The organism is Rhodococcus sp. MT28, assembly GCF_058792695.1.
Genome location: NZ_JBXAFD010000002.1, coordinates 843,119 through 864,917 on the forward strand (window position 1 = coordinate 843,119; position 21,799 = coordinate 864,917).

Annotated in this window: 21 protein-coding genes; 13 read left to right on the top strand and 8 right to left on the bottom strand. The window is 61.3% G+C overall.

All coding sequences use genetic code 11. The annotated features are described in order from the left end of the window. Nucleotides 1–97 precede the first annotated feature (97 nt). Genes AC1Q6C_RS12225 through AC1Q6C_RS12240 form a run of 4 tightly spaced genes read left to right on the top strand, consistent with a single transcriptional unit; the run spans nt 98 to nt 3,772 of the window. On the top strand, nt 98–463 hold the full coding sequence (locus tag AC1Q6C_RS12225; RefSeq protein ID WP_003943492.1) for a DUF8021 domain-containing protein: 366 nt from the start codon (nt 98–100) through the stop codon (nt 461–463). Then, on the top strand, nt 463–1,416 hold the full coding sequence (locus tag AC1Q6C_RS12230) for a hypothetical protein (protein WP_492666637.1): 954 nt from the start codon (nt 463–465) through the stop codon (nt 1,414–1,416). The genes AC1Q6C_RS12225 and AC1Q6C_RS12230 overlap by 1 nt, the downstream gene beginning before the upstream one ends. Nucleotides 1,417–1,465: 49 nt before the next feature. Then, entirely contained in the window at nt 1,466–2,731 is a 1,266-nt protein-coding gene (locus tag AC1Q6C_RS12235) for an aspartate kinase (protein ID WP_003943494.1), read from the top strand. Nucleotides 2,732–2,737: 6 nt separating this feature from the next. Continuing rightward, the gene (locus AC1Q6C_RS12240; protein ID WP_042447794.1) at nt 2,738–3,772 is read left to right on the top strand and encodes an aspartate-semialdehyde dehydrogenase; all 1,035 of its coding nucleotides are present in this window, start codon (nt 2,738–2,740) and stop codon (nt 3,770–3,772) included. 62 nt (nt 3,773–3,834) lie between these two features. Here AC1Q6C_RS12240 and AC1Q6C_RS12245 read toward each other — a convergent pair whose 3' ends face one another. Together AC1Q6C_RS12245 and AC1Q6C_RS12250 are read right to left on the bottom strand one after the other, a co-directional pair. Then, on the bottom strand, nt 3,835–4,176 hold the full coding sequence (locus AC1Q6C_RS12245; RefSeq protein WP_065351821.1) for an Imm51 family immunity protein: 342 nt from the start codon (nt 4,174–4,176) through the stop codon (nt 3,835–3,837). Nucleotides 4,177–4,219: 43 nt separating this feature from the next. Then, nucleotides 4,220–4,870 (bottom strand): TetR/AcrR family transcriptional regulator, encoded by a 651-nt coding sequence (locus AC1Q6C_RS12250; protein WP_256520283.1) that lies wholly within the window; start codon nt 4,868–4,870, stop codon nt 4,220–4,222. A 149-nt stretch (nt 4,871–5,019) separates the two neighbouring features. Between AC1Q6C_RS12250 and AC1Q6C_RS12255 the strand changes: the two genes are divergently transcribed. After that, nucleotides 5,020–6,801: an acyl-CoA dehydrogenase family protein gene (locus tag AC1Q6C_RS12255; RefSeq protein WP_492666638.1), complete on the top strand. Its 1,782-nt coding sequence runs from the start codon at nt 5,020–5,022 to the stop codon at nt 6,799–6,801. A 1-nt stretch (nt 6,802) separates the two neighbouring features. Beyond that, nucleotides 6,803–7,735: an oxygenase MpaB family protein gene (locus AC1Q6C_RS12260; protein WP_080961232.1), complete on the top strand. Its 933-nt coding sequence runs from the start codon at nt 6,803–6,805 to the stop codon at nt 7,733–7,735. Between the two features lie 88 nt (nt 7,736–7,823). Here AC1Q6C_RS12260 and AC1Q6C_RS12265 read toward each other — a convergent pair whose 3' ends face one another. Then, nucleotides 7,824–9,125 carry an HNH endonuclease signature motif containing protein gene (locus AC1Q6C_RS12265; protein WP_492666639.1) on the bottom strand — a complete coding sequence of 434 codons (1,302 nt, stop codon included), beginning with the start codon at nt 9,123–9,125 and terminating at the stop codon, nt 7,824–7,826. A 272-nt stretch (nt 9,126–9,397) separates the two neighbouring features. Between AC1Q6C_RS12265 and AC1Q6C_RS12270 the strand changes: the two genes are divergently transcribed. From AC1Q6C_RS12270 to AC1Q6C_RS12280, 3 genes are read left to right on the top strand one after another with little or no spacing between them, the layout of a single operon-like run. After that, nucleotides 9,398–11,164 (top strand): multicopper oxidase family protein, encoded by a 1,767-nt coding sequence (locus tag AC1Q6C_RS12270; RefSeq protein WP_058227103.1) that lies wholly within the window; start codon nt 9,398–9,400, stop codon nt 11,162–11,164. 36 nt (nt 11,165–11,200) lie between these two features. Continuing rightward, nucleotides 11,201–12,415: a CaiB/BaiF CoA transferase family protein gene (locus tag AC1Q6C_RS12275; protein ID WP_007732303.1), complete on the top strand. Its 1,215-nt coding sequence runs from the start codon at nt 11,201–11,203 to the stop codon at nt 12,413–12,415. Between the two features lie 16 nt (nt 12,416–12,431). Then, a complete protein-coding gene (locus tag AC1Q6C_RS12280) occupies nt 12,432–13,328 on the top strand; it encodes a hydroxymethylglutaryl-CoA lyase (protein WP_370852725.1) in 897 nt (298 codons plus the stop codon). 6 nt (nt 13,329–13,334) lie between these two features. On the opposite strand, the gene AC1Q6C_RS12285 is transcribed toward AC1Q6C_RS12280, so the two are convergent. From AC1Q6C_RS12285 to AC1Q6C_RS12305, 5 genes are all read right to left on the bottom strand, one after another. Next, entirely contained in the window at nt 13,335–13,640 is a 306-nt protein-coding gene (locus AC1Q6C_RS12285; RefSeq protein ID WP_073513342.1) for a hypothetical protein, read from the bottom strand. Further along, complete coding sequence (locus AC1Q6C_RS12290; RefSeq protein WP_492666640.1) at nt 13,641–14,801, bottom strand: DUF8320 family protein; 1,161 nt, start codon at nt 14,799–14,801, stop codon at nt 13,641–13,643. Beyond that, the gene (locus tag AC1Q6C_RS12295) at nt 14,798–16,012 is read right to left on the bottom strand and encodes a sensor histidine kinase (protein WP_082920527.1); all 1,215 of its coding nucleotides are present in this window, start codon (nt 16,010–16,012) and stop codon (nt 14,798–14,800) included. Before AC1Q6C_RS12295 ends, AC1Q6C_RS12290 begins: the two co-directional genes overlap by 4 nt. A gap of 20 nt (nt 16,013–16,032) precedes the next feature. After that, complete coding sequence (locus AC1Q6C_RS12300) at nt 16,033–16,299, bottom strand: response regulator transcription factor (RefSeq protein ID WP_370333094.1); 267 nt, start codon at nt 16,297–16,299, stop codon at nt 16,033–16,035. Between the two features lie 143 nt (nt 16,300–16,442). Next, complete coding sequence (locus AC1Q6C_RS12305; RefSeq protein ID WP_007732315.1) at nt 16,443–17,153, bottom strand: response regulator transcription factor; 711 nt, start codon at nt 17,151–17,153, stop codon at nt 16,443–16,445. 183 nt (nt 17,154–17,336) lie between these two features. On the opposite strand from AC1Q6C_RS12305, the gene AC1Q6C_RS12310 reads away from it, so the two are divergent. Genes AC1Q6C_RS12310 through AC1Q6C_RS12325 form a run of 4 tightly spaced genes read left to right on the top strand, consistent with a single transcriptional unit; the run spans nt 17,337 to nt 21,685 of the window. Then, entirely contained in the window at nt 17,337–17,861 is a 525-nt protein-coding gene (locus AC1Q6C_RS12310; RefSeq protein ID WP_202427151.1) for a TetR/AcrR family transcriptional regulator, read from the top strand. Then, nucleotides 17,858–19,342 (top strand): flavin-containing monooxygenase, encoded by a 1,485-nt coding sequence (locus AC1Q6C_RS12315; RefSeq protein ID WP_064689100.1) that lies wholly within the window; start codon nt 17,858–17,860, stop codon nt 19,340–19,342. Before AC1Q6C_RS12310 ends, AC1Q6C_RS12315 begins: the two co-directional genes overlap by 4 nt. Continuing rightward, nucleotides 19,339–21,054: a GMC oxidoreductase gene (locus tag AC1Q6C_RS12320; RefSeq protein WP_065351828.1), complete on the top strand. Its 1,716-nt coding sequence runs from the start codon at nt 19,339–19,341 to the stop codon at nt 21,052–21,054. The genes AC1Q6C_RS12315 and AC1Q6C_RS12320 overlap by 4 nt, the downstream gene beginning before the upstream one ends. Further along, a complete protein-coding gene (locus AC1Q6C_RS12325) occupies nt 21,038–21,685 on the top strand; it encodes an acetoacetate decarboxylase family protein (RefSeq protein WP_065351829.1) in 648 nt (215 codons plus the stop codon). Before AC1Q6C_RS12320 ends, AC1Q6C_RS12325 begins: the two co-directional genes overlap by 17 nt. Nucleotides 21,686–21,799 lie beyond the last annotated feature (114 nt).

The window sequence follows — 21,799 nt, forward strand, 5'->3', positions numbered from 1 at the left end:
CTGGATTTCGCGAGAAATCGGTGGGGTTCGCCCTCATGTCCAATTTGTCGCCGAATTGTGCTGCCGTTTCGGCCCCGAAAATGGTGGACTGTCGTCCATGGATCCCCGAATCGCCGTGGCGAGCACGTACCTCGACGCGCTCCGCAGTCACGATGGCAGTTCCGTACCGCTGGCTCCGGACGCGGTACGCCACGAGGTCGGGCTCAAGACCGGATTTTCGGGGAATCATTTGCGGCGCAGCCTTTCCGGAGGTCCTCAGTATCGCGTGATCCGCGACATTCGTGAGGTGGAGTGGACGGTCGACGGGGACGACCTGACGGCTGACTACCTCCTCGACGCCGGGTTGTTCGGGCGGAACCTGATGACCGTTCGGGTTACCGAGACCTTCCGGATACCCGCTGACGATCACCGCATTCACCACATCACCGCGAAGATTCGACCGGCGCGCGCCAAGCACACGTGATGCGCTCGATCCGCTGGATCGTCTGTTCACTGCTGATCGTTCTCGCTGGTCTCGGTGCTGCCGGCTCGGTGCTCGCGCTGTTCGTCCACACCCAGGTGAACGACACCGACAGTTACGTCGAGACGGTTGCCCCGTTGGCTTCCGAACCTGCTGTCCAAGCGGCTGTCGTTGATCGGCTGACCGAGGAACTGACGCAGCGGTTGGACCGGTTTCCGCAGGTGGTGACGAGACAAGCCGAGAAACTTGTTCGGGAGGCGGCTCAGTCGTTGGTCTCCAGCGACCAGTTCGCGACGCTCTGGACCGCGGCCAACCGTCAGGCGCACGCGCAACTTGCTGCGATGGTGACCGGCAGAGCCACCGACGGCATCGTTCGGTCCGACGACAGCGGAACAGTCACCTTGTCCCTCGAGCCGATCATGACAGAACTGCGGACGAACCTCCGCGATCGCGGATTCACCGTCGTCGATCGTCTTCCGACGTTCGATCCGCAGTTCGAGATCCTGCAATCCGACGAGCTGGTGCGGGCCCAGGACCTCTCGAACACTCTCGACCGGGCAGCGGCCTGGCTGCCGTGGGTGTCGCTGGCCTGTGCGATCGCGGCCGTCGCAGTTGCGCCGAGGCGAATGCGCGCACTGTCCATGGTCGGGCTGGCGACGGCGGTGGCGATGATCGCCCTGTTGGTGGCGCTGGCCGTCGTGCGGCGGGTCTATTTACAGAATTCAGACATACCGTCATCTGAGGCGGCAGTCGCGGTGTACGACGCGCTGGCAGTTTCGCTGGTCAGCAGTATCCGCGTGCTTCTCGCCTGCGGAGTTGCCGTCACGGTGGTCGGTTACGTTGCCGGTGGCTCGCGTTCTGCGACGTTGATGCGATCGCGGATCTCGCAACTGATCCCGCGCGGATCTGAGGCGAACAGCAGTACGCATCGGGAAGTCCCAGGACCACCTCGGTAAGCTCGACCTCTGGTATCTGTAAACAATTTCGACCTGGAGGTAGAAACGCGTGGCTCTCGTCGTCCAGAAGTACGGCGGATCCTCGGTGGCAACCGCCGAGCGCATCCGACGAGTCGCTGAACGGATCGTCGAGACCAAGAAGGCCGGCAATGATGTCGTCGTCGTGGTGTCAGCGATGGGCGATACCACCGATGAGCTGCTCGATCTGGCTCAGCAGGTGTGCCCTTCCCCGCCGGCCCGTGAAATGGACATGCTGCTGACCTCGGGTGAGCGCATCTCCAACTCCTTGGTAGCGATGGCAATTCACTCCCTCGGCGCCGAAGCTCGTTCGTTCTCGGGCTCACAAGCCGGAGTCATCACGACCGGCAGCCACGGAAACGCCAAGATCATCGACGTCACGCCGGGCCGTGTTCGCACTGCGCTGGACGAAGGCTCGATCGTTCTGGTCGCCGGATTCCAAGGCGTCAGCCAGGACAGCAAGGACATCACGACGCTCGGACGCGGTGGCTCGGACACCACTGCCGTGGCGTTGGCAGCTGCGCTCAACGCCGACGTCTGCGAGATCTACACCGACGTCGACGGCGTTTTCTCCGCCGATCCGCGCATCGTCCCCGACGCTCACCGCCTCGAGACGGTTTCCTTCGAGGAAATGCTCGAACTCGCAGCGTGTGGTGCCAAGGTGCTCATGCTCCGGTGCGTCGAGTACGCCCGTCGTTACAACGTGCCTGTGCACGTCCGTTCGTCATACACCACCAAGCCCGGAACAATCGTGTCCGGATCGATGGAGGACATTCCTGTGGAAGAGGCCCTGATCACCGGAGTCGCGCACGATCGCGGCGAAGCCAAGATCACCGTTGTCGGATTGCCGGACACACCGGGACACGCTGCCAAGGTGTTCCGCGCAGTCTCCGATGCCGAGATCAACATCGACATGGTGCTGCAGAACATCTCCAAGGTGGAGACCAACAAGACGGACATCACCTTCACGCTTCCGACGGCCGACGGCCCCCGCGCCGTCGAGATCCTGACCAAGCGTCAGGAAGACATCGGCTTCACGCAGATCTTGTTCGACGACCACATCGGCAAGGTTTCCCTGGTCGGCGCCGGAATGCGGAGCCACCCGGGCGTCACCGCCACGTTCTGCGAGGCGCTGGCCAAGGCAGACATCAACATCGACCTCATCTCGACCTCTGAGATCCGCATCTCAGTGCTGGTCAAGGACACCGAATTGGACGACGCTGTACGTGTCATCCACGACGCTTTCGGGCTCGGTGGCGAAGAAGAAGCAGTAGTACACGCTGGAACGGGACGGTAATTTCTCATGACGACTATCGCTGTTGTCGGTGCGACCGGTCAGGTCGGCATCGTCATGCGCACTTTGCTCGAAGAGCGGAACTTCCCCGCGGACAAGGTGCGGTTCTTCGCATCTGCACGCTCCGCCGGTAAGAAGCTGCCCTTCCGCGGCGAAGAGATCATCGTCGAGGATGCGGCCGCCACATCGGATGAGGACCTGAAGGGCATCGACATCGCCCTGTTCTCAGCCGGTGCGACGCTCTCGCGCGCCCAGGCTCCGCGCTTCGCTGCTGCCGGCGCGACCGTTGTCGACAACTCTTCGGCATGGCGCAAGGATCCCGAGGTTCCCCTCGTGGTCAGCGAGGTCAACCCGCAGGACACGAAGAACCTGGTCAAGGGCATTATCGCGAACCCCAACTGCACCACCATGGCAGCGATGCCGGTGCTGAAGGTTCTGCACGACGAAGCGGGTCTGCAGCGTCTGATCGTCTCCAGCTACCAGGCCGTGTCCGGTAGCGGCATCGCCGGCGTCGAGGAACTCCTCGGCCAGGTGCGCGCCGTAGTCGGAGACGCGGAGAAGCTGGTTCACGACGGCAGTGCCGTCGACTTCCCGGCCCCGAACAACTACGTCGCCCCCATCGCGTTCAACGTCCTGCCTCTCGCAGGTTCGCTGGTCGACGACGGAAGCGGCGAGACCGACGAGGATCAGAAGCTCCGCAACGAGAGCCGCAAGATCCTCGGACTTCCCGATCTGTTGGTTTCGGGTACGTGCGTGCGCGTTCCCGTCGTGACCGGGCACTCGCTCGCGATCAACGCAGAGTTCGCCAACCCGCTCTCGGTTGCTCGCGCCAAGGAGATCCTCGCCGACGCTCCGGGCGTCGAGCTGGTCGAGGTTCCGACGCCGCTGGCCGCTGCCGGTGGCAACGCGTCGCTGGTCGGTCGTATCCGTCAGGATCCGGGTGTCCCGGAGGGACGCGGACTCGCGCTCTTCGTTTCGGGCGACAATCTGCGTAAGGGTGCCGCGCTCAACACGATTCAGATTGCCGAGTTGTTGGTCGGCTAGATCTTTCGTTCGGTACCGGCCCCGCACCTAGGTGTGGGGCCGGTGTCGTTTCGACCGGCGCTCTAGTCGAGTTCGGAAATGGCGACCAGGCCACCGAGGTACTCGGCATCCGAATACGCTTTGGCGAGTAGCACTCCGAGCTCACCGAGAGCTTCGGTGTCGCTGCCGTACGCAACAAACATGCCCGCTTCGGGATCGGTGCCGAAGCGGCCCTCCAGATGCGGTGCATCGCGGCCTACCACTGCGTGGGCGACCGACGCCCAGTCGTAACCGGAGCCTTCGAAACCCTCTACCTGCTCGAATGTCGATGCCACCTTGCCGAAATGCTGGTCGGTGAGCATCAGTGACCAGTTGCCCGGAGACGTTTCGAAAAGCTGTAGCGGTTCGATCGATGGTGATGTCATGCGTGTATTGAAGCAGATCCGACCGACAGGTTTCAGTCGGCCGCTAACGCCCGACCGATTGTGCGAGAGCCACGGCAAAACTGGAAAGTCGTTCTCGGGTATAGGTTTCGGGATCACTGACGGCCAGTCGTCCGAGCATTTCGGCGAACGACATCATGGTGTGTGCGAGGAGAACCGGATCAAGGCCTTCGAGCTTCGACTCGAGGGCAATCCCGGCGCGGGCCAGTTCTTCGGCGCGGGCGAAGACAGCTCCGCGAGAGAGCTTCAACAAGCCGTGATACTCGCTGGGGGCGTTCTCGACAGACGTCAGAATCAGGCGCCAGCGCGTCGGGTTCTCCAGTACGGCGTCGACGAAGGCGCCGACGGTCCCGGTGTATGACGCCGCTGGGCCGAGTTCGCTCAGATCTGTCGGCATGGTTTCGAGTACCTGAGCGATGGCTCGCTCGTGCTCACGGCGCAGCAGTGCAGCGACGAGATCGGTCCTGGTATCGAAAATCGTGTAGAGGACGGGCTTGCCGACACCGGCTTCGGCAGCGACGGATTCCATGCTGAGGTTGTGCAGGCCAACGCGGCCGGTGACCTCGAATGCTGCGTCGAGGAGCTGCTCGCGACGTTGCTCCGGCGCCATGCGAGGGGCGTACTTGCGCCGCGGTGAATCCGTTGCGTCAGCTTGTGACCTGGTCATCGTGTGCATCACCTCCGGTCTCACCCTAATCTGCCTGCCACTTCTTCGTGAATAATACGCAACCGTTGTATTCATCGTCCGCAATTGTTACGGTGGCGTTGTATTCGAATGGTGCTCAGTGAGGCGCCTCTGCCGAGATCTCGAGGAGAACAACCGCTATGACAGCGTCGACCTCTTTAGTGCCGAATGATCTGTTGCTCCATCCCTCCACGTACGATCGGCCGGAGTTCGACGCGACCACGCGGAGACTGCTGGGCGCGACCGTCGACTGGTTCGAGGCGCGTGGAAAGAACCGACTCCTGGCCGACTATCACGACAAGATCTTCTACTCCGATTTCCTCGATTTCGCGGCGAAGGAAGGTCTGTTCGCCACATTTCTGACGCCCGCCCGCGACAGTGGTGGCGACTCTGACAAGCGCTGGGATACCAGTCGTATCGCCGCGCTGTCCGAGATCCTCGGCTTCTACGGACTCAACTACTGGTACCCGTGGCAGGTGACCATCCTCGGTCTCGGGCCGGTGTGGCAGAGCGAAAACGAGACGGCAAGGGCGCGAGCAGCTTCCGCTTTGGCTTCCGGCGGCGTTGCGGCATTCGGATTGTCCGAAAAAGAGCACGGTGCCGACGTCTACTCCACCGACATGGTCTTGATGCCCAACGGCAGCGGCGGGTACGTGGCCAGCGGTTCGAAGTACTACATCGGAAATGGCAACTGTGCCAACACTGTTTCCGTCTTCGGTCGCGTCGACGGAGTGGAGGGCACTGATCAGTACGTCTTCTTCTACGCCGACTCGGACCATCCGGCATTCACCGTGGTGAAGAACATCGTTCCGGCCCAGATGTACGTAGCGGAGTTCTCACTCGTCGACTATCCCGTTGCGGCAGAGGATATCCTGCATACCGGCGAGGCAGCATTCAGTGCCGCACTCAACACCGTGAACATCGGAAAATTCAACCTGTGCTTCGGCGGAATCGGTATGTCGACTCATGCCTTGTACGAGACGATTACCCACGCGCACAATCGAATCCTGTTCGGCAATCCCGTCACGGCGTTCCCACACGTACGACGTGAATTCGTCGACGCGTACGCGCGCCTGCTGGCGATGAGGCTCTTCTCGGATCGTGCGGTGGACTACTTCCGCACCGCATCGCCCGAGGACCGCCGCTACCTCTTGTTCAATCCCGTCACCAAGATGAAGGTGACAACCGAGGCACAGAAGGTGATCGGACTGCTCTCCGACATCGCTGCGGCAAAGGGCTTCGAGAAGGACAGCTACCTCGCGGTGGCCAAGATGGATGTCGACGGGCTGCCCAAGCTCGAGGGGACCGTCGCCGTCAATCTCGCCCTGATCGCCAAGTTCATGCCGGCGTACCTCTTTGCCCCCGAGTCATTTCCGGCGATTCCGACGCGCAACGACGCAGCCGACGACGAGTTCCTGTTCCGTCAGGGTCCGGCACGGGGGTTGTCGAAAGTTCGATTCGACGACTGGCGAGCGGTGTACGCGAAGTTTGCGGATGTTCCCAACGTTGCACTGTTCGTGGAGCAGGCAGAAGCGCTCGTGACCCTTCTAGCCGAAGCTGCACCGGATGCGGCGCAGCAGGTCGACTTGGACTTCGGCCTTGCGATCACCGAACTCTTCACCCTCGTCGTCTACGGCCAGTTGATCCTCGAACAAGCCGAGATCTTGGGATTGGACGAGGAGCAGCGGAACGGTGGGGTGCTGGATCAGATCTTCGATGTCCTGGTCCGCGACTTCAGTGCTGCAGCGGTGGAGTTGTACGGAAAACCCAGCGCCAGTGAAGATCAGCAACGGTTGGCACTCGCATCTATCCGGCGCCCCACGTTCGCGGCGGAGCGATTCGAGTACGTCTGGCAGCAAGTAGTCGCCTTGTCTGGTGCCTACGAAATGAACGGTGCAGGCTCAACGAACGGGGAGGAATGAAATGTCTGAACTGACGATGAATCGACCGCGTGAGGATTACGGCTTCTTCGGCCCAGGATCACCCAGTTGGAAGATCTGGGCCGCGCCGACAGCGCTGATCGGGTTCCAGCGGTCGGTGGTGCTCGAGCACTTCGACCCCTTCTTGGCTGCCGCAGTGGCAGACATGAGCGGGATTTACAGCGATCCGGCCGGGCGACTCGACCGAACCTTGGCGTACTTCCTGACCGTCGCCACTGCCGACGGGCGGACGGCATTGGCCTTGTCCGACCACCTCATGACAGTTCATGCTCAGGCCACGGGCATTGAACCGATCACCGGAACTCGTTACAGCGCAAACAATCCGGCGTCACAACTCTGGATCCACGTGACGGGTTGGCATTCGGTGCTCAAGTGCTACGAGATGTATGGGCCGGGCCCGCTTTCAGCTGTCGAAGAGCAGCGGTACTGGGAAGAATGCGTGATCGCTGCCGAACTACAGACATGCAAGACCTCCGACGTTCCACGCTCCCGAGACGAGGTACGTGAGTACTTCGCTGAAGTCAGGCCCAGATTGTGTACCTCCGAGCGTGCCAACCGGGCGATGCACTACTTGTTGAGAACACCGAGAGCGCAGGGGAAGACGAAGTTCGCGACATTCAGCCGATTGGTCGCGCCGGCCACTATCGCGACTTTGCCCGGCTGGATGCGAACGATGGGTGGGTTCGATCAGCCAGCGTTGTTGGACAGAGCAATTGCGCCCGCGGTGCGAACGGCAGTCCGGTTGGGTAGTTCACCGAAGAACATGACCACTGCTCTGAAAGTCATTGCGCCGATGACGGGCAAGGTGTTGGAGCGCCACCTGCGTGACGAGCAACCCCTGGACCCGAGAGTTGTCACGCCAGCGGAGATTCGGGAGCGATTCCCGCGAGCCGCCAAGGTTGCGCAGGCCGTCTGACGGGTTCGCCACGGCCTGTTGGCACCGCATCGGGGGGATCCCTTCTATGCGGTGCTCGGCCGTGTTCTGTTGTGCCTGAGGTTCGTTCTCAGGTTTTGAAGGTGGTGTTCGCCGGGCGCGGTTGCTGCCCGGGGTCGATCGAGGGCGGCGGAATGAACCAGGGTTTGTTGTCGACTCCTATTCGGATTTCCCATTTCCCGACGAACCCGGATTTTCGGTGCATCAGTCGGTGATGTGAACGGCACAGCAGGACCAGGTTGTTCATCACCGTCGGGCCGCCGTTCGCCCAGTGCCGGATATGGTGCGCATCGGTCCACGCCGGTACACATGTGCAGCCTGGGAACGCGCAGCCTCTGTCTCGGGCGATCAACGCCACTCGCTGTTCGGCGGTGACCAATCGTTTTCCGGGTTTCGCATCGAGCGGTGCGCCGTGATCGTCGAGCAGAACGGTGGAGAGGAAGCAGTCGCAGCCGAGGAGTCTGGTCTGCGATACCGACAGCGGTCCGAGCCAGGGCATGTGCCCGACATCAAGATCCGACACAGCCACTCCACCACCATCAGTTGGTGTGGCGGCGCAGTCCCGATGCTCGGCCAGATCCCGAGCGTTGATGTGCACGTTCACGTGCGGACGCTGACCACCGTCGGTGCCGGTTTTGGCGCAATCGAGATAACGCCGGATCAGTTCGGTGAACCCATCCGCAGTCCGCTTCGCCGCCGACCGGGCATCGGGAGTCCCGTCCGGTGCCGGGGTCGGCATCGTCAGATTCGACAACGCCGACAACAACATTTCCCCGGTGAGGGCATCGAAATCCCCACGCACCACCACCCGACCATTGAGCGTCGAAGCGATCCGCAACTCATTGAGATCGACATCTTCGGCGGGCGGAATCTCATCCGATTCGAACAACCGCTCCAAGGTCGCGATCACGTTCCGCACTTTCGTGGTCGTCGCCTCCACACCCGACGCAGCAGCCAACAACAAATCGATACAGCGAGGGAGCGCCTCCTCCGGCATCCCCTTCGGTGGTGATTCACAGAACGCCACGATCAACACGGCATGATCGAAGGAGCAATCCCCGCCATCGAACCGAGCCGCCACCGCCGGAAACGGCCGCAAAGCTGCACCCAGCGCGGCGATCTTCTTCCCGTCCCGAACCTGCAGCATCGTGTTCGCCGCCAACCACGCACCCACCCCGCGGCTGGCAATCACCTGATCATCCGGGCGCAACGACAACTCGTCCACCACGGCCACACGAACCGCCTCGAGGCGCAGAATCTCAGCACTCGCCTCGACAGCAGCAGCACGCAACTCCGCAGCAGACAACTGCCACAACCGTCCGCGTAACCCCACCGCAGGACCAGACACCACGTCCGACAACAAGACACTCATTGAATCCCCCGATCCCCTGCACACAGGGTACTCGAACATGCGTTCGAGTCAAGAGCGTTTTCGAATCTTCGGCTTCTCGCAAAGCTGCAAGAGTGCATCCGTTGTCCGCAAACGTGTTTCGTCGGGACGGAGGAGGTCGTCGAGTACGGCGACCGGTGCGGTGGGGTAAGGTCGCCGATTTTCGAGCTTTGGTTGGAGAAGGTGGTCGGTGTTTGACCGTGCGGGCACACGGGTAACCCGCTCCGGATGCCGTCAGCGTGAGGGGGCCGTGAGTGGACGAGTCACACAAGATCCGTCGCCGATCGTTTGTTCAAGGGCTTGGCCTGCTGGCCGGTCTGAGCGCGTTGTCCGCTGGATCAGCGACGGCTCGACCACCTGATGTCGATCCACTGCGCCCGTTCCAACTTCCGTCGCCCCGTCTGGAACCGTTTCGGGAGACCCTTCCTGTCCTGCCGGGCATTTCGGGTGGCAACCTGGAGCTTCGTGCGGCATCGTCGATGCACCGATTCCATCCGGACCTACCGTCGTCGCCGTCGCTGGGTTACGGCGGAATGGATTATCTGGGCCCCACCATCGAAGCTCACGTCGATCAGCTCGTCACAGTCCGATATGCCAATGACATTTCTGCGTATCCGCTTGCCGCGGATGTCGATCCGGGTCTGCACGGCGTCAGCGACCTCGACCGCACACAGGTCCCCACCTCGCTTCACCTGCACGGAGGAGTTACTGCACCGCAGTTCGACGGGCATCCGGAGCTGATCCAGCGTCCGGGCGAAGGTTTGGTTCACGAGTACACGAATGGTCGTGCAGCCGGCAATCTTTGGTATCACGATCACGCCATGGGAATGACGCGCCTCAACGTCTACGCCGGGCTGGTCGGGATGTATTTTCTCCGTGACGACGCAGATACAGGCACCACCGGGAATTCTCTCGGCTTGCCGTCCGGCGAATTCGAGCTTCCGATGATTCTGCAGGACAAGGTCTTCACCTCCGACGGTCAACAGAGTGTCCGTTCCACGTGGCTCACTCCGCAGGGTTCCTGGGATCCGGCGACTCCCGGTGACGTGGGTGTAGTAAACGGCGTCGTATGGCCGAAAGTGGAGGTGGCTCGCGGACTGTACCGATTGCGACTGCTCAATGCCGCAACCTATTCGGTGTGGAATCTGCACTTCGCAAATCGTATGCGGTTCTGGGTGATCGGTTCCGAAGGAGGATTTTTGGCCGCTCCTGCGCCGACGGATCACGTCCGGCTGAGTCCGGGTGAACGCGCTGATCTGCTGGTCGACTTCAGTATGCTCGAGCCGGGCACGACGGTGGAATTGCGCAACGACGAACCGGTACCCCTTGCGGTGGCGCAACGCGGCACGCAGGTGATGCCGGTCTTCTGTCGGTTCGACGTGGGCAGCGCAAAGGGATTCACCGGCTCGATCCCGCAGCAGCTGAATTCCGTTGCTGCCGAACCGGCGTCCCCGGATGTGGTGCGAAATCTCACGATCATGCAGCTGTCGCGTCCCTCGGATTACCCGTCGATCACCATGTCGCTCAATAATTTGCGGTTCACTGATTCAGATATCGAACTGCCGCGTCAGGGAACCATCGAGCAATGGAATTTGATCAACATCACCACGGAACCACATCCGATTCATCTGCACCTGGTGGCGTTCCGCGTTGTGGGGCGCCAGAACATCGACACTGCAGCGCTCATGCAGCGGTACCCGGTACCTGATCTGGGGGTCCGGTGGACGCCGTCGGCAGAGGAATTCGTGACCTCCCCGCTGCGGCCTCCCGAAGTTTGGGAAACGGGGGAGAAAGACACTGTCATCGTGGATGCCAACTCGATTACCCGCGTGATCGTGCGCTTTCCGACGGCCGACGAGTTGGGCTTCGATCCGGATGCAACTTTCGCGAGAGGTTCCATGGCAGACCACTCGGCACACGGAGAAGTCGGCATGGGGGACCTGCAGGGGTACGTCTGGCACTGCCACATGCTCGATCACGAAGACCACGACATGATGTTGCGATATCGGGTGGTGACGTAGCCTTCAAGGGGAGAAAAGTTCCCAGAGGAGGCAGCTGTGTCGGAAGGTGCGCCCACCGGGCCCCTGGACGGATATCGGGTGATTGAACTCGGAACCTTGATCGCCGGGCCCTTCGCCGGGAAACTGCTCGGCGACATGGGCGCCGACGTGATCAAGATCGAATCGCCGGACCGCCCGGACCCGCTTCGTACCTGGGGTCAGGCCGAGCAGGACGGTCATCGATTCTTCTGGACGGTTCACGCCCGCAACAAGCGGTGTGTGACGTTGGACCTTCGCGTCGACGCGGGACGAGACCTGTTTCTGAATCTGATCGAACATGCCGATGTGGTGGTCGAGAACTTCCGGCCGGGCACCCTCGAGAAGTGGGGCCTGGGATTCGACGTTCTCAGTGCGCGCAATCCGAAGTTGGTGTTGGCCAGGGTATCCGGTTACGGGCAGAGCGGACCGCAAGCCAAGAGCGCCGGCTACGCCTCGGTTGCCGAAGCGGTCAGCGGATTTCGGCATCTGAACGGTTATCCAGGGCAGGCGCCTCCGCGTATTGCCCTTTCGCTCGGAGATTCTCTCGGCGGGATGTTCGCCGTTCAGGGAGTGCTGGCGGCGTTGCTCTCACGAGAGCGGACCGGCCGTGGTCAGGTGGTCGACGTTGCCCTCACGGAATCCTGTCTGGCGGTGCAGGAATCCACGATCCCGGATTACGATCGGGGCGGGATCATCCGGCAGCCCTCGGGAACGAGATTGGAGGGTATTGCGCCGTCCAACATCTATCAGACCTCTGAAGGAAACTGGGTGGTGATCGCAGCCAATCAGGATACGCTCTTCGTGCGTCTGTGCACCATCATGGGGCGACCGGAACTAGCGCATGACGACCGCTTCTCCAATCATGTTGCCCGTGGCAAACATCAGGACGAGCTCGACGAACTGATCAGCGCCTGGGTCGCGCTCCAAGATCCCACCAGCCTGGTGGAACGCCTCACCGAAGTGGGAGTTGTTGCCGGGCCGATCAATACGGTTGAAGATGTCGTCAAGGATCCGCAGCTGATCGAGCGGGGGATGCTCGTCGACCACTACGACGAGCGGATCGGTGAAAACGTCCTCGGCTTGGGCGTCGTGCCTACCTTCAGTGAGACACCCGGATCCGTGCGCAACGCGGGAGCGTCGGCGCCGGGTCACGACAACTCCTCGGTGTGGGGCGGGCTCCTCGGACTCTCGGACGACGAGCAGGCAGAACTGAAGATGAAGGGCGTGATCTGACATGTCGGTACCTGGCGTGGGTATTCCAGCAGTCAGTATTCGTGAAGTCGGACCACGGGACGGGTTGCAGATCGAAGACCCGGTGTCGCTGGCGGAGAAACTTCGTCTTGTCGACGCTCTGGCTGCGACGGGTGTTTCGCGTATCGAGGCGACGTCGTTCGTCTCACCGCGCGCTGTGCCGGCGTTGGCCGACGCGGAATTGTTGGCAGCAGAACTGCACCAGTGGCCCGGCATCGAGTTCTCGGCATTGGTCGCCGGAATCGGTGGAGCGAAACGGGCCGTCGCCGCAGGAATGAAAACCGTCGAATATGTTGTGTCGGCATCGAATGGCCACAGCGAGGCCAACACTCGGTCGACGACGGAGCAAGCGACCGAACGTATCGGAGAGGTCGTCAGGATCGTCCACGACGCCGGAGGACGGGTGGAGGTCATCGTGGCCACAGCCTGGGACTGTCCGTTCGACGGTCCAACCGACCCGGATCGTGTTCTGCGGATTGCGGAGCAGGCCAAGGAGTTCGGTGCTGATCAGTTCTCGATCGCAGATACCATCGGCACCGCCACGCCGGGACGTGTCGGACGATTGATCGACGCTGTGGGCGAAAGAGTAGGTGACTTCGGCTTGGGTGCGCACTTCCACAACACGCGTGGCGCTGGTCTTGCTTGCGCGTTTGCGGCTGTGCAGCACGGTGTTCGAAACCTCGACGCGTCCACCGGAGGTCTCGGCGGTTGTCCGTTCGCTCCCGGTGCCAGTGGCAACATCGCGACGGAGGAACTGGTCTACATGCTCGAAGACATGGGCATTGCGACGGGTATCGACCTGGATGCGAGCATTCGTGCCGCTGCCGTTGCAGAGGAGATAGTGGGCCATACGGTTCCCAGTAATCTTCTCCGCGCCGGCGATCGGAAGCGGTAGGGACCTTTACTCTTCTCGGTTGGGTGATGCCAGCTGCAGTCTGACCAGCTGCTCGTGCGCCGCCGGCGGCCAACCGATGCGCTGCTTCTCCAGATACCAGGCACCGGCGGCAAATGCGATCGCGAGGACGATCCAGATCGCGACGCTTCCGATCTGAGAGCCCAGGTCGCTCGACGAGGACACTTCGCCTGTGCTGTAGTCGTATTCCGTTGTCGTGGTGATTCCCTCTACTGCGAAGGTCCACAGAATCGGAAGGGCACACAGTGCGGCGAGGGCACGTGCGACATGCGCTGGACGCAGTTCGAAGATCATTCATTTCTCCTGGTGATCGACCCGGTGGATCTCACTCTCCTCGAAAGCTATTCGGGTTCGACGGCGCTGTCTGTAGTCGGATCGACGGACATGGACGAGGTGCCGAGCTCTCCCCGGTCCCCCCTGCCGTAGCAGCTGCATGCCGTTGTGATCGAACTCGATTCGTCGAACGTCTTCAGTGTCGACCAGCATCGTGGCCATAGCGGTACGCCGAGGTGGAAGAATCCGTATGGTCACTTTTCCTCGCGTGATCGCGGTGAGTTCCCGGACGATGCTCGAGTGGATTCGGTCGCGCACGTCGGCGTTCGCGCCATCCATTCCGTGGTCGTCGAGCAGGACTACTTCGACGCCGCGGTTTCGAGCGGCACGCACAGCATCGATCACGTGATTCTTCTGAAATCCCGGCGCTCGGAGCGAGTCACGTAGTTGAGCTTCGAGTAATTCACATGCCAATTTCTCGGTGGAATCCATTGGCACGCCTGAAGCAATCCGCTCGAGCAGAGGCCGGGCCAGTATGTTGAGTCTGTCGAGTTGGGCGTCTCTTTCTTCGATGACTGCCGACGTGGCTGCTCCTGCGGCGATGCGTTCGGTAGACGCTTGGCGTAGTTCGAAGATCGTCTTGGCTCGTGGCCGAATCGTAAGTGCGAAGACCGTCGACATTAGAACTGGTCCGACGTTGGCGAAAGACTCGGCGAAGCCGTACAACGGTCCTTGACCTGTCACAGTCGCCCAGGCAACCGAGGAGGCAATCAAAAGAATCACGCCAAGCCAGGCGTAGCCCGTCCTTCCCCGCACACACATGAAGGTGAAGACGACAGTACACATTCCGAAAGGCCAGAGTTGGGCCGGATTATGCACAGGTACCGGCAATACCATGAACACCGCGCCGCAGGCGACTAAGCCGGTAGCACTGAGCAGGATGCTCTGGTGAAGGGGCATGGGGTCCCCGTCAGTCAGGACGATGGAGAAAGCAGCTGCTGACCCAACGAGTACCGCGACTGCCAGCGGCCACGAGGACCTGACTCCGCTTGTCCCGTACGCGGCGGAAATCGAATACGTGACGGTGAAGCAGGCAACGAGAAGGAGAGCGGATCTACTACGCATTCCGAGTAGGTCGCGGATGTCTTTGCCTACGGCGATGTTTCCCGCATCGAAGTTCATCGAGGAGCCATCTCAGCTCGTTGCCAGGACAGAGTGACTTTGGTTCCTGCTCCTGGAGAAGACGCGACGTCTGCTGCCCCTCCGGGGATACTGCGTACCCTGGCATGAATGCTCACGGCGATGCCGAGTCGATGCGTCGGTACGGTGCGAGGATCGAAACCGATTCCGTTGTCACATACCGTCACCTCCATTCGAGTTTCTTCGACAATTGCGTCGACCGAACGACGTGCGTCCGGCCCGGCGTGTTTCTTACTGTTACGCAGTGCTTCACTCAAGGCTCCTGCGAGAGCACTCACCGGTTCCGACGGGAACTCGGCATTGTTGGCGTTTGACTCCACGTGTGATGTGAAGGTGACATTCTCATCGACTTCCGAGGCTGCCGAACGGAGTTGAGCAAGAACCGCATCCGGGTCCAATCGCTCTGCGGTCTCGACTCCCGAACGAAGATGGTCCAGGCGGGCCAGTGTGCGCCGTGACTGCCCGGCGACGGTGGAGTCGGAGTCCGTTCGTGCAGCAGCCAACAAGGTCGACATCACGGTGTCGTGGATCAGGGCGTTGAAGCGTTCGCGTTCGACGTCTTTTGCAGCTGCAGCCGCGGCTCCGGCGGCCGCAGCGTGGGTACTCGCGATGGTGGCGTCAAGGGTTTGCCCGGTGCGAAGTGCGACAACAGATGCTGCAACAAAAACTGTGCAGAACATCAGCGCAGCACTGAGATCCGGAATCAGAAGATAGAACAGGGGTGCTTCGCGGATGGCGTGATTGATCAGTTGGACGAGCGTGACTCCCACCCCGAGGTATAGCAGAGCCCAGGCAGGCTGCCATGCAGCTGCGGCTGCTAGCCCGGCGACACCAGGGATGTTGGCGAGCCACGTCCCGAAGCCTTGGACATGTTCACCGGTCCAGGCAGGCCACCACGCGCACGCAACGAGAATATAGGCAATCGCATTAATTGCGGCAGCTCGACGAATCCAGATTGTCTGGGGCAGGAACGTCGAAAGTCCCAACACCATGGCTGTTCCGAATATCGCGAAGATGGCCACAGGTGTCCACCAGGCCGCGGTGGTTGCCGCTGCGTCTCTGATATTCGGAATCAGGATGAGCAGGTAGAACAGGTAGCCGGCGCACACGAATCTACCGAACAGACGAAGGATCTTGTCGGTGAAGGTGGAATCGGTAGTACTTGATTGACTCTCTGCTGAATCATTCGCCAAGGATGGGTGAGGCAGTCTGATCAGAGTTCGTCGATCGTCACTATCTGATCTTGTATCGCTCGCACGAGTAATTCGCATTTCGTCGGTGCGTTCCTTCCAACGTCGGCATACTTCTCGCGAATCCGCGACAGGTGGGTCCCCACCGTTCCCACGCTGATGTAGAGGTTTTGAGCAACGCGTGACTTCGAATCACTCAGTAGCCATTCCCTGAGAACCTCGATTTCGCGCTCCGAAAGGTGCGGTCCTACGGGATCCTGTGCCATGCAGTTTTCCACAGTGACTGTCATGAGTTTCGTCCTTACTTCTCTGTAGCGGAATGACAGACCCCCGACAGTGCCGTCTTCTTGTCAGATGAATGTAATTCGAAGAGGGAAATTTTTCCCAGACATCAATTCCTCTGCCCATATTTTCAGGGGCAGCGCTGTGAGAGTTATTGTTGCCGAACCTCATTGTTAGTCAAAGTCAGCTTTTTTCCGGAAGTAGGCCGTTCAGGAATTGGTAACACCCCGTCTTCGACCGCGCGTTTGTACAAATCCGTTTTTGTCGGTGCGGGTCGTCCGACAGCCGCATATTTCTGCCTGATGCGCTGGAGGTAGTCGTTAACCGTCTGCGGCGCCAAACCGGTGAGTCGCGCAACTCGATCCGCCTTCTCTCCGGATGCGTAAAGTTCGAGGACCTCGAGTTGTCGAGGGCTCAGACCCACTTCGTCGAGACCTGGATCCCCGTCGATTGCGGCAGCCCACTCTGTCGTCACCACCTGCCTTCCCGACGCGGCGGCGCGTATCGCATCAACCACGACGGCAGTCGGTTCGGACTTGCGTACAACACCCAGTACGCCGGCACGGGCGGCCGAGCGAACGAGGTACGGGTTTTCCGCCCCGGTGAAGATCAATGTCTCGAGCCCGGCGGCCCGCAGTTGCTCGACATTGCTCTTGGGCGATGAACCGTCGGCCAGCCGGAGGTCGAGGATTGCCAGATCCAAGGCGACGTTCTGAGCGAGCATCTCGGACACAGTGGTCGCGATGCACACCAATTCGAGGTCCGGCTCGTCCTCGAGCATCACGGACACGCCGATTGCTACCGACTCGTGGTCTTCCACCAACCCGACACGGCGGTGTGGAAATGCTGTTTGCTCTGGCATAGCGATTGTTTCCCTCCGCTCGATGCGAGGACGTTATCAGGCAGAGCTGACTGACCGGTATGTTACGTGTCAAGATTTGAAGTCAGCCTGGACTGTTTTACGTTTCGGCTCTACAGTTGTCTTGTGACCGAGACCACTTCCGATGTGAAAGTAAGCCGTACCCAGGCCGAACGTACAGCGGCGATGCGTGGGCGCCTCCTCGACGCCGCCGTCGAATCGTTGGTCGAGCTGGGCTACGCACGGACCAGCACGCAAGAGATCGCCCGCCGCGCAGGCGTCTCGCGGGGTACGCAACTGCATCATTTTCCGACCAAGGAATCGCTGGTCGTTGCGGCCGTCGAGTATCTGGTCGACAAGCGGCTGGAAGAAATCCTCACCGCTGAAGTGGATCGTGGTCGAGGCCTCGAGGTCCTGTCGGACGCGTTCTCCGGGCCGCTGTTCTATGCCGCCCTCGAATTGTGGGTCGCGGCGCGGACCGATCCCGTTCTGCATGCGGCGACGGTGCCCCTCGAACGCAAGGTGAGTGAGGCGCTCGAGTTCGGCAGCGCCGAGTTGTTCGGTGATCGGTTCGATTCCGAGTCGGTCGAACTCACCATCGAACTCGTTCGTGGGCTTGCCGTCTCAGCCCTGTTTCGTACATCCGAAGCCGACGACGCGCTCAGAGCGCGACTGTTGCCGGCCTGGCAATCCCGAGTGGAGAAGAAGTGAAGCTTCCCGAACATGTCGAAACGCTGATCGTCGGTGCCGGATTTGCCGGTATGGGCTTGGCCGCCAGAATGCTTCGCGACAACCGCGCTGCAGACGTCGTGTTGATCGAGCGTGGAGCTGACATCGGCGGCACTTGGCGCGACAACACCTATCCAGGCTGTGCCTGTGACGTGCCGACGGCGTTGTACTCGTATTCTTTTGCGCCGAGCGCCGATTGGAGTCATACCTTTGCTCGTCAACCCGAGATCTACAACTATCTGAAGAAGGTGGCCGCAGACACCGGCATCGTGGAACGCGTAGTCCTGAACTGCGAACTCGAAGCTGCTGTGTGGGACGAGGATGCGGCGCTGTGGCGTATTCGGACATCTCGAGGGTCGTTGACGGCCAAAGCTCTGGTCGCCGCGACCGGAGCGTTGTCGACGCCCAAGATCCCGGATTTCCCCGGCCTCGACCAATTCTCGGGGACCACTTTCCATTCGGCGACGTGGAACCACGAACATGAACTGCGTGGTGAGCGCGTAGCCGTGATCGGAACGGGAGCGTCGGCGGTTCAGTTCGTTCCCGAAATTGCCGACCCTGCTGCCCATGTCACCGTGTTCCAGCGAACTCCGGCCTGGGTGATTCCGCGGATGGATCGCACCCTGCCTGCTGCACAGAAGGCCGTGTACTCGCGGATTCCCTTTACACAGAAGGTGATTCGAGGGTGGGTTTACGGCTTCCGCGAGCTACTCGGTGCCGCGATGTCGCACGCGACGTGGGTGCTGCCTGCCTTCGAGGCGGCCGCGCGCCTTCATCTGCGCAGACAGGTGAAAGATCCGGAGTTGCGCCGGAAACTGACTCCCGATTTCACGATCGGTTGCAAGCGCATGCTTCTGTCCAACGACTGGTTGCGCACCCTTGACCGCGCGGACGTGAGCCTGGTCGACAGTGGGCTCGTCTCGGTCACCGAAAACGGAGTGGTCGACGGAAGCGGCGTCGAGCACAAGGTCGACACCATCATCTTCGCCACGGGGTTCACGCCGACGGAACCGCCTGTTGCGCATCTGATCACCGGAAAACGTGGCGAGACGCTGGCCGCACATTGGAACGGTAGCCCCAACGCGTACAAGGGTACTGCGGTCAGCGGGTTCCCTAATCTGTTCCTCATGTACGGTCCGAACACCAACCTCGGACACAGTTCGATCGTGTACATGCTCGAGTCCCAGGCCGAGTACGTCAACGACGCCTTGAACACCATGAAGCGAGAGCGGATCGATGCCCTCGACGTGAACGAGACGGTGCAGGTGCACTACAACAAGGGAATTCAGCACGAGTTGCAGCACACGGTGTGGAACAAGGGCGGATGCTCGAGTTGGTACATCGATCCGGAGGGGCGCAACTCGGTGCAGTGGCCGACGTTCACTTTCAAATTCCGTTCGCTGCTGGAGCATTTCGATCGGGAGAACTACTCCGCTCGCAAGATCGAAAGCGTCGAGGCATGACCGCGACGCACTACGACGTGGTGGTTATCGGTTCGGGATTCGGTGGCAGTGTCGCCGCTCTTCGCCTGACGGAGAAGGGCTACCGCGTCGGGGTGCTCGAAGCCGGTCGACGGTTTGCCGACGACGAGTTGCCTGAAACCAGTTGGAGACTTCGAAAGTACCTGTGGGCGCCGTGGATCGGATGTTATGGGGTTCAGCGCATCCATCTTCTTCCGGATGTGCTCGTGATGGCGGGGGCCGGCGTCGGAGGTGGGTCGTTGAACTACGCCAACACGTTGTATCAGCCACCCAATCGGTTCTTCGAAGACCGTCAGTGGGCGCACATCACTGACTGGCACGACGAACTGGCGCCGTACTACGACCAGGCCAAACGGATGTTGGGTGTTCGCACCAATCCGTCCTTCACTCCTGCCGATGCGGTGATGAAGGACGTAGCCGAAGAGATGGGCGTGGGGGAGACCTTCACGTCCACCCCCGTCGGTGTTTTCTTCGGGGAGGCAGGAGTTTCCGTGCCGGACCCGTTCTTCGGCGGAAAAGGACCCGAACGCACAGGTTGCACGGAATGCGGGGGATGTATGACCGGCTGCCGAGTCGGTGCGAAGAACACGCTGGTCAAGAACTACCTCCATCTCGCCGAGCAAGCGGGCGCCAGGGTTCATCCGCTCACGACCGTCACCGACCTTCGGCCGGGGGCAAGCGGTGGTTACCGCCTGCTCGCGAGGCGAACGGACGGCGTCCGCCGGCGAGAAGTTCGGTTCACCGCCGATCAGGTGGTGGTTGCCGCCGGAACGTACGGAACGGCGAGACTGCTGCTCGGTATGAAGGAATCCGGTGCCCTGCCGGGCCTGTCGGATACTCTCGGCACCGTCGTACGTACCAATTCCGAAGCCGTACTGGCCGCAACGTCGAAGTCGCGTCGACGGAACTTCACGCAGGGTGTAGCCATCACGTCGTCCTTTCACCCGGATGATCACACGCACATCGAGCCGGTGCGATACGGCAAGGGCAGCAATGCAATAGGACTTCTGCAGACCGTCCTGAGTGACGGCGGTGGGCGAACTCCCCGGGTGCTGAAGACTCTGGCAGTCGCGGCCCGACACCCAGGAGCGTTCTTGCGGTCGTTGTCGGTACGGAACTGGTCCGAGCGAACCGTCATCGCGCTGGTGATGCAGACCGACGACAACTCCCTCGAACTTTCCAAGAACACCAAACGATTCGGGCGCTCCCTCACCAGTAGACCGGGACCGGGCGATCCACCTCCTCAGTGGATTCCGCAGGGTCATACAGCCATTCGCAAGGTCGCCGAGAAGATCGACGGCGACCCGGGTGGTTCCATCGCCGAGATCGTGAACATCCCGATGACGGCACACTTTCTGGGTGGCTGCGCGATCGGTGACAGCGCGTCGAGTGGCGTCGTCGATCCGTATCTGCGTGCATACGGTCACGAGGGACTGCACGTCATGGACGGTTCGGTGGTGAGCGCAAATCTCGGAGTGAATCCTTCCCTGACCATCACTGCGCAGGCGGAACGAGCGTGCGCGATGTGGCCGAACAAGGGTGGCGCGGACGCCCGCCCGAAGACCGGCGAGCCATACGTACGTATCGATCCGACTTTGCCGTCCGATCCAGTGGTGCCGACGCATGCACCAGGCGCTTTGCGGCTTCCCCTGACCATTCGAGCTGAGAAGGTGTCCGATGTGGAGCGTGCCTGAATCGACAAGTGACCGCGTCGACTGGCCGGTGAGTGATCCGCCGCCGTGGCCGGCTCGCGTTCGCGCGACACTGTGGTGGCACCGCAGTACGTCGGCGGCACGCGAGCTCGGCCCGGATGGTCGAACGATTCCGATGACGGTGGCCATGATGGTGGACTACCTCGATTCGCCGGTCGGCCCGTATCGCGAGATCCTCGCCAGTCCGGTCTTGCATGCGCCAGGGAAACGGATCGGGCCTATGCCGCGGATGGCGGTCCCTTTCATCGCGGTGGATTCGGAACCGTCGGTGCACGGTGGGCGAGTCCACTGGCAACTACCCAAGGTTCTGGCCGAGTTCGACGGAGACGTGCAGCAGAAATTCACTGCAACCGGCGACGGTTGGCGGGTGCGTTCGGATACGCGGATGCTCGGGCCGCGTCTGCCGATTGCCGGGGCGTTGGGATTTGCGCAGCCGGAGTCCGGTGGAGGTCTGGCGATCGCGTCGGCAAGGCTGACGGGATCGTTCCGATACGCGCGCGTGAGCGTCGAGGCAGAGGGGCGGACCCTGCCGGACTGGTTGGCTGCGGGCACCCATCACGGCGTCGTGATTCTGGGCGGAAAAATGACTACGGGAGCGGCCAGGCGTCGGTAACGGGGGTTTGACCTGCGAAAAAGCGACCAAGGCCGCCCGTCAGTGACCGGGCGGCCTTGGTCGTGTGGTGTGAAAGTCAGGTGTCGACGTCCCACAGGCGCCTCTCGGCGGGTG

What these genes read in the sequence shown, in the direction of transcription:
- AC1Q6C_RS12225 (WP_003943492.1), top strand. Translation starts at nt 98, where the DNA reads ATGGATCCCCGAATCGCCGTGGCGAGCACGTACCTCGACGCGCTCCGC.
- AC1Q6C_RS12230 (WP_492666637.1), top strand. Translation starts at nt 463, where the DNA reads ATGCGCTCGATCCGCTGGATCGTCTGTTCACTGCTGATCGTTCTCGCT.
- AC1Q6C_RS12240 (WP_042447794.1), top strand. Translation starts at nt 2,738, where the DNA reads ATGACGACTATCGCTGTTGTCGGTGCGACCGGTCAGGTCGGCATCGTC.
- AC1Q6C_RS12245 (WP_065351821.1), bottom strand. Translation starts at nt 4,176, where the DNA reads ATGACATCACCATCGATCGAACCGCTACAGCTTTTCGAAACGTCTCCG.
- AC1Q6C_RS12250 (WP_256520283.1), bottom strand. Translation starts at nt 4,870, where the DNA reads ATGCACACGATGACCAGGTCACAAGCTGACGCAACGGATTCACCGCGG.
- AC1Q6C_RS12255 (WP_492666638.1), top strand. Translation starts at nt 5,020, where the DNA reads ATGACAGCGTCGACCTCTTTAGTGCCGAATGATCTGTTGCTCCATCCC.
- AC1Q6C_RS12260 (WP_080961232.1), top strand. Translation starts at nt 6,803, where the DNA reads ATGTCTGAACTGACGATGAATCGACCGCGTGAGGATTACGGCTTCTTC.
- AC1Q6C_RS12265 (WP_492666639.1), bottom strand. Translation starts at nt 9,125, where the DNA reads ATGAGTGTCTTGTTGTCGGACGTGGTGTCTGGTCCTGCGGTGGGGTTA.
- AC1Q6C_RS12285 (WP_073513342.1), bottom strand. Translation starts at nt 13,640, where the DNA reads ATGATCTTCGAACTGCGTCCAGCGCATGTCGCACGTGCCCTCGCCGCA.
- AC1Q6C_RS12290 (WP_492666640.1), bottom strand. Translation starts at nt 14,801, where the DNA reads ATGAACTTCGATGCGGGAAACATCGCCGTAGGCAAAGACATCCGCGAC.
- AC1Q6C_RS12300 (WP_370333094.1), bottom strand. Translation starts at nt 16,299, where the DNA reads ATGACAGTCACTGTGGAAAACTGCATGGCACAGGATCCCGTAGGACCG.
- AC1Q6C_RS12305 (WP_007732315.1), bottom strand. Translation starts at nt 17,153, where the DNA reads ATGCCAGAGCAAACAGCATTTCCACACCGCCGTGTCGGGTTGGTGGAA.
- AC1Q6C_RS12310 (WP_202427151.1), top strand. Translation starts at nt 17,337, where the DNA reads ATGCGTGGGCGCCTCCTCGACGCCGCCGTCGAATCGTTGGTCGAGCTG.
- AC1Q6C_RS12320 (WP_065351828.1), top strand. Translation starts at nt 19,339, where the DNA reads ATGACCGCGACGCACTACGACGTGGTGGTTATCGGTTCGGGATTCGGT.
- AC1Q6C_RS12325 (WP_065351829.1), top strand. Translation starts at nt 21,038, where the DNA reads ATGTGGAGCGTGCCTGAATCGACAAGTGACCGCGTCGACTGGCCGGTG.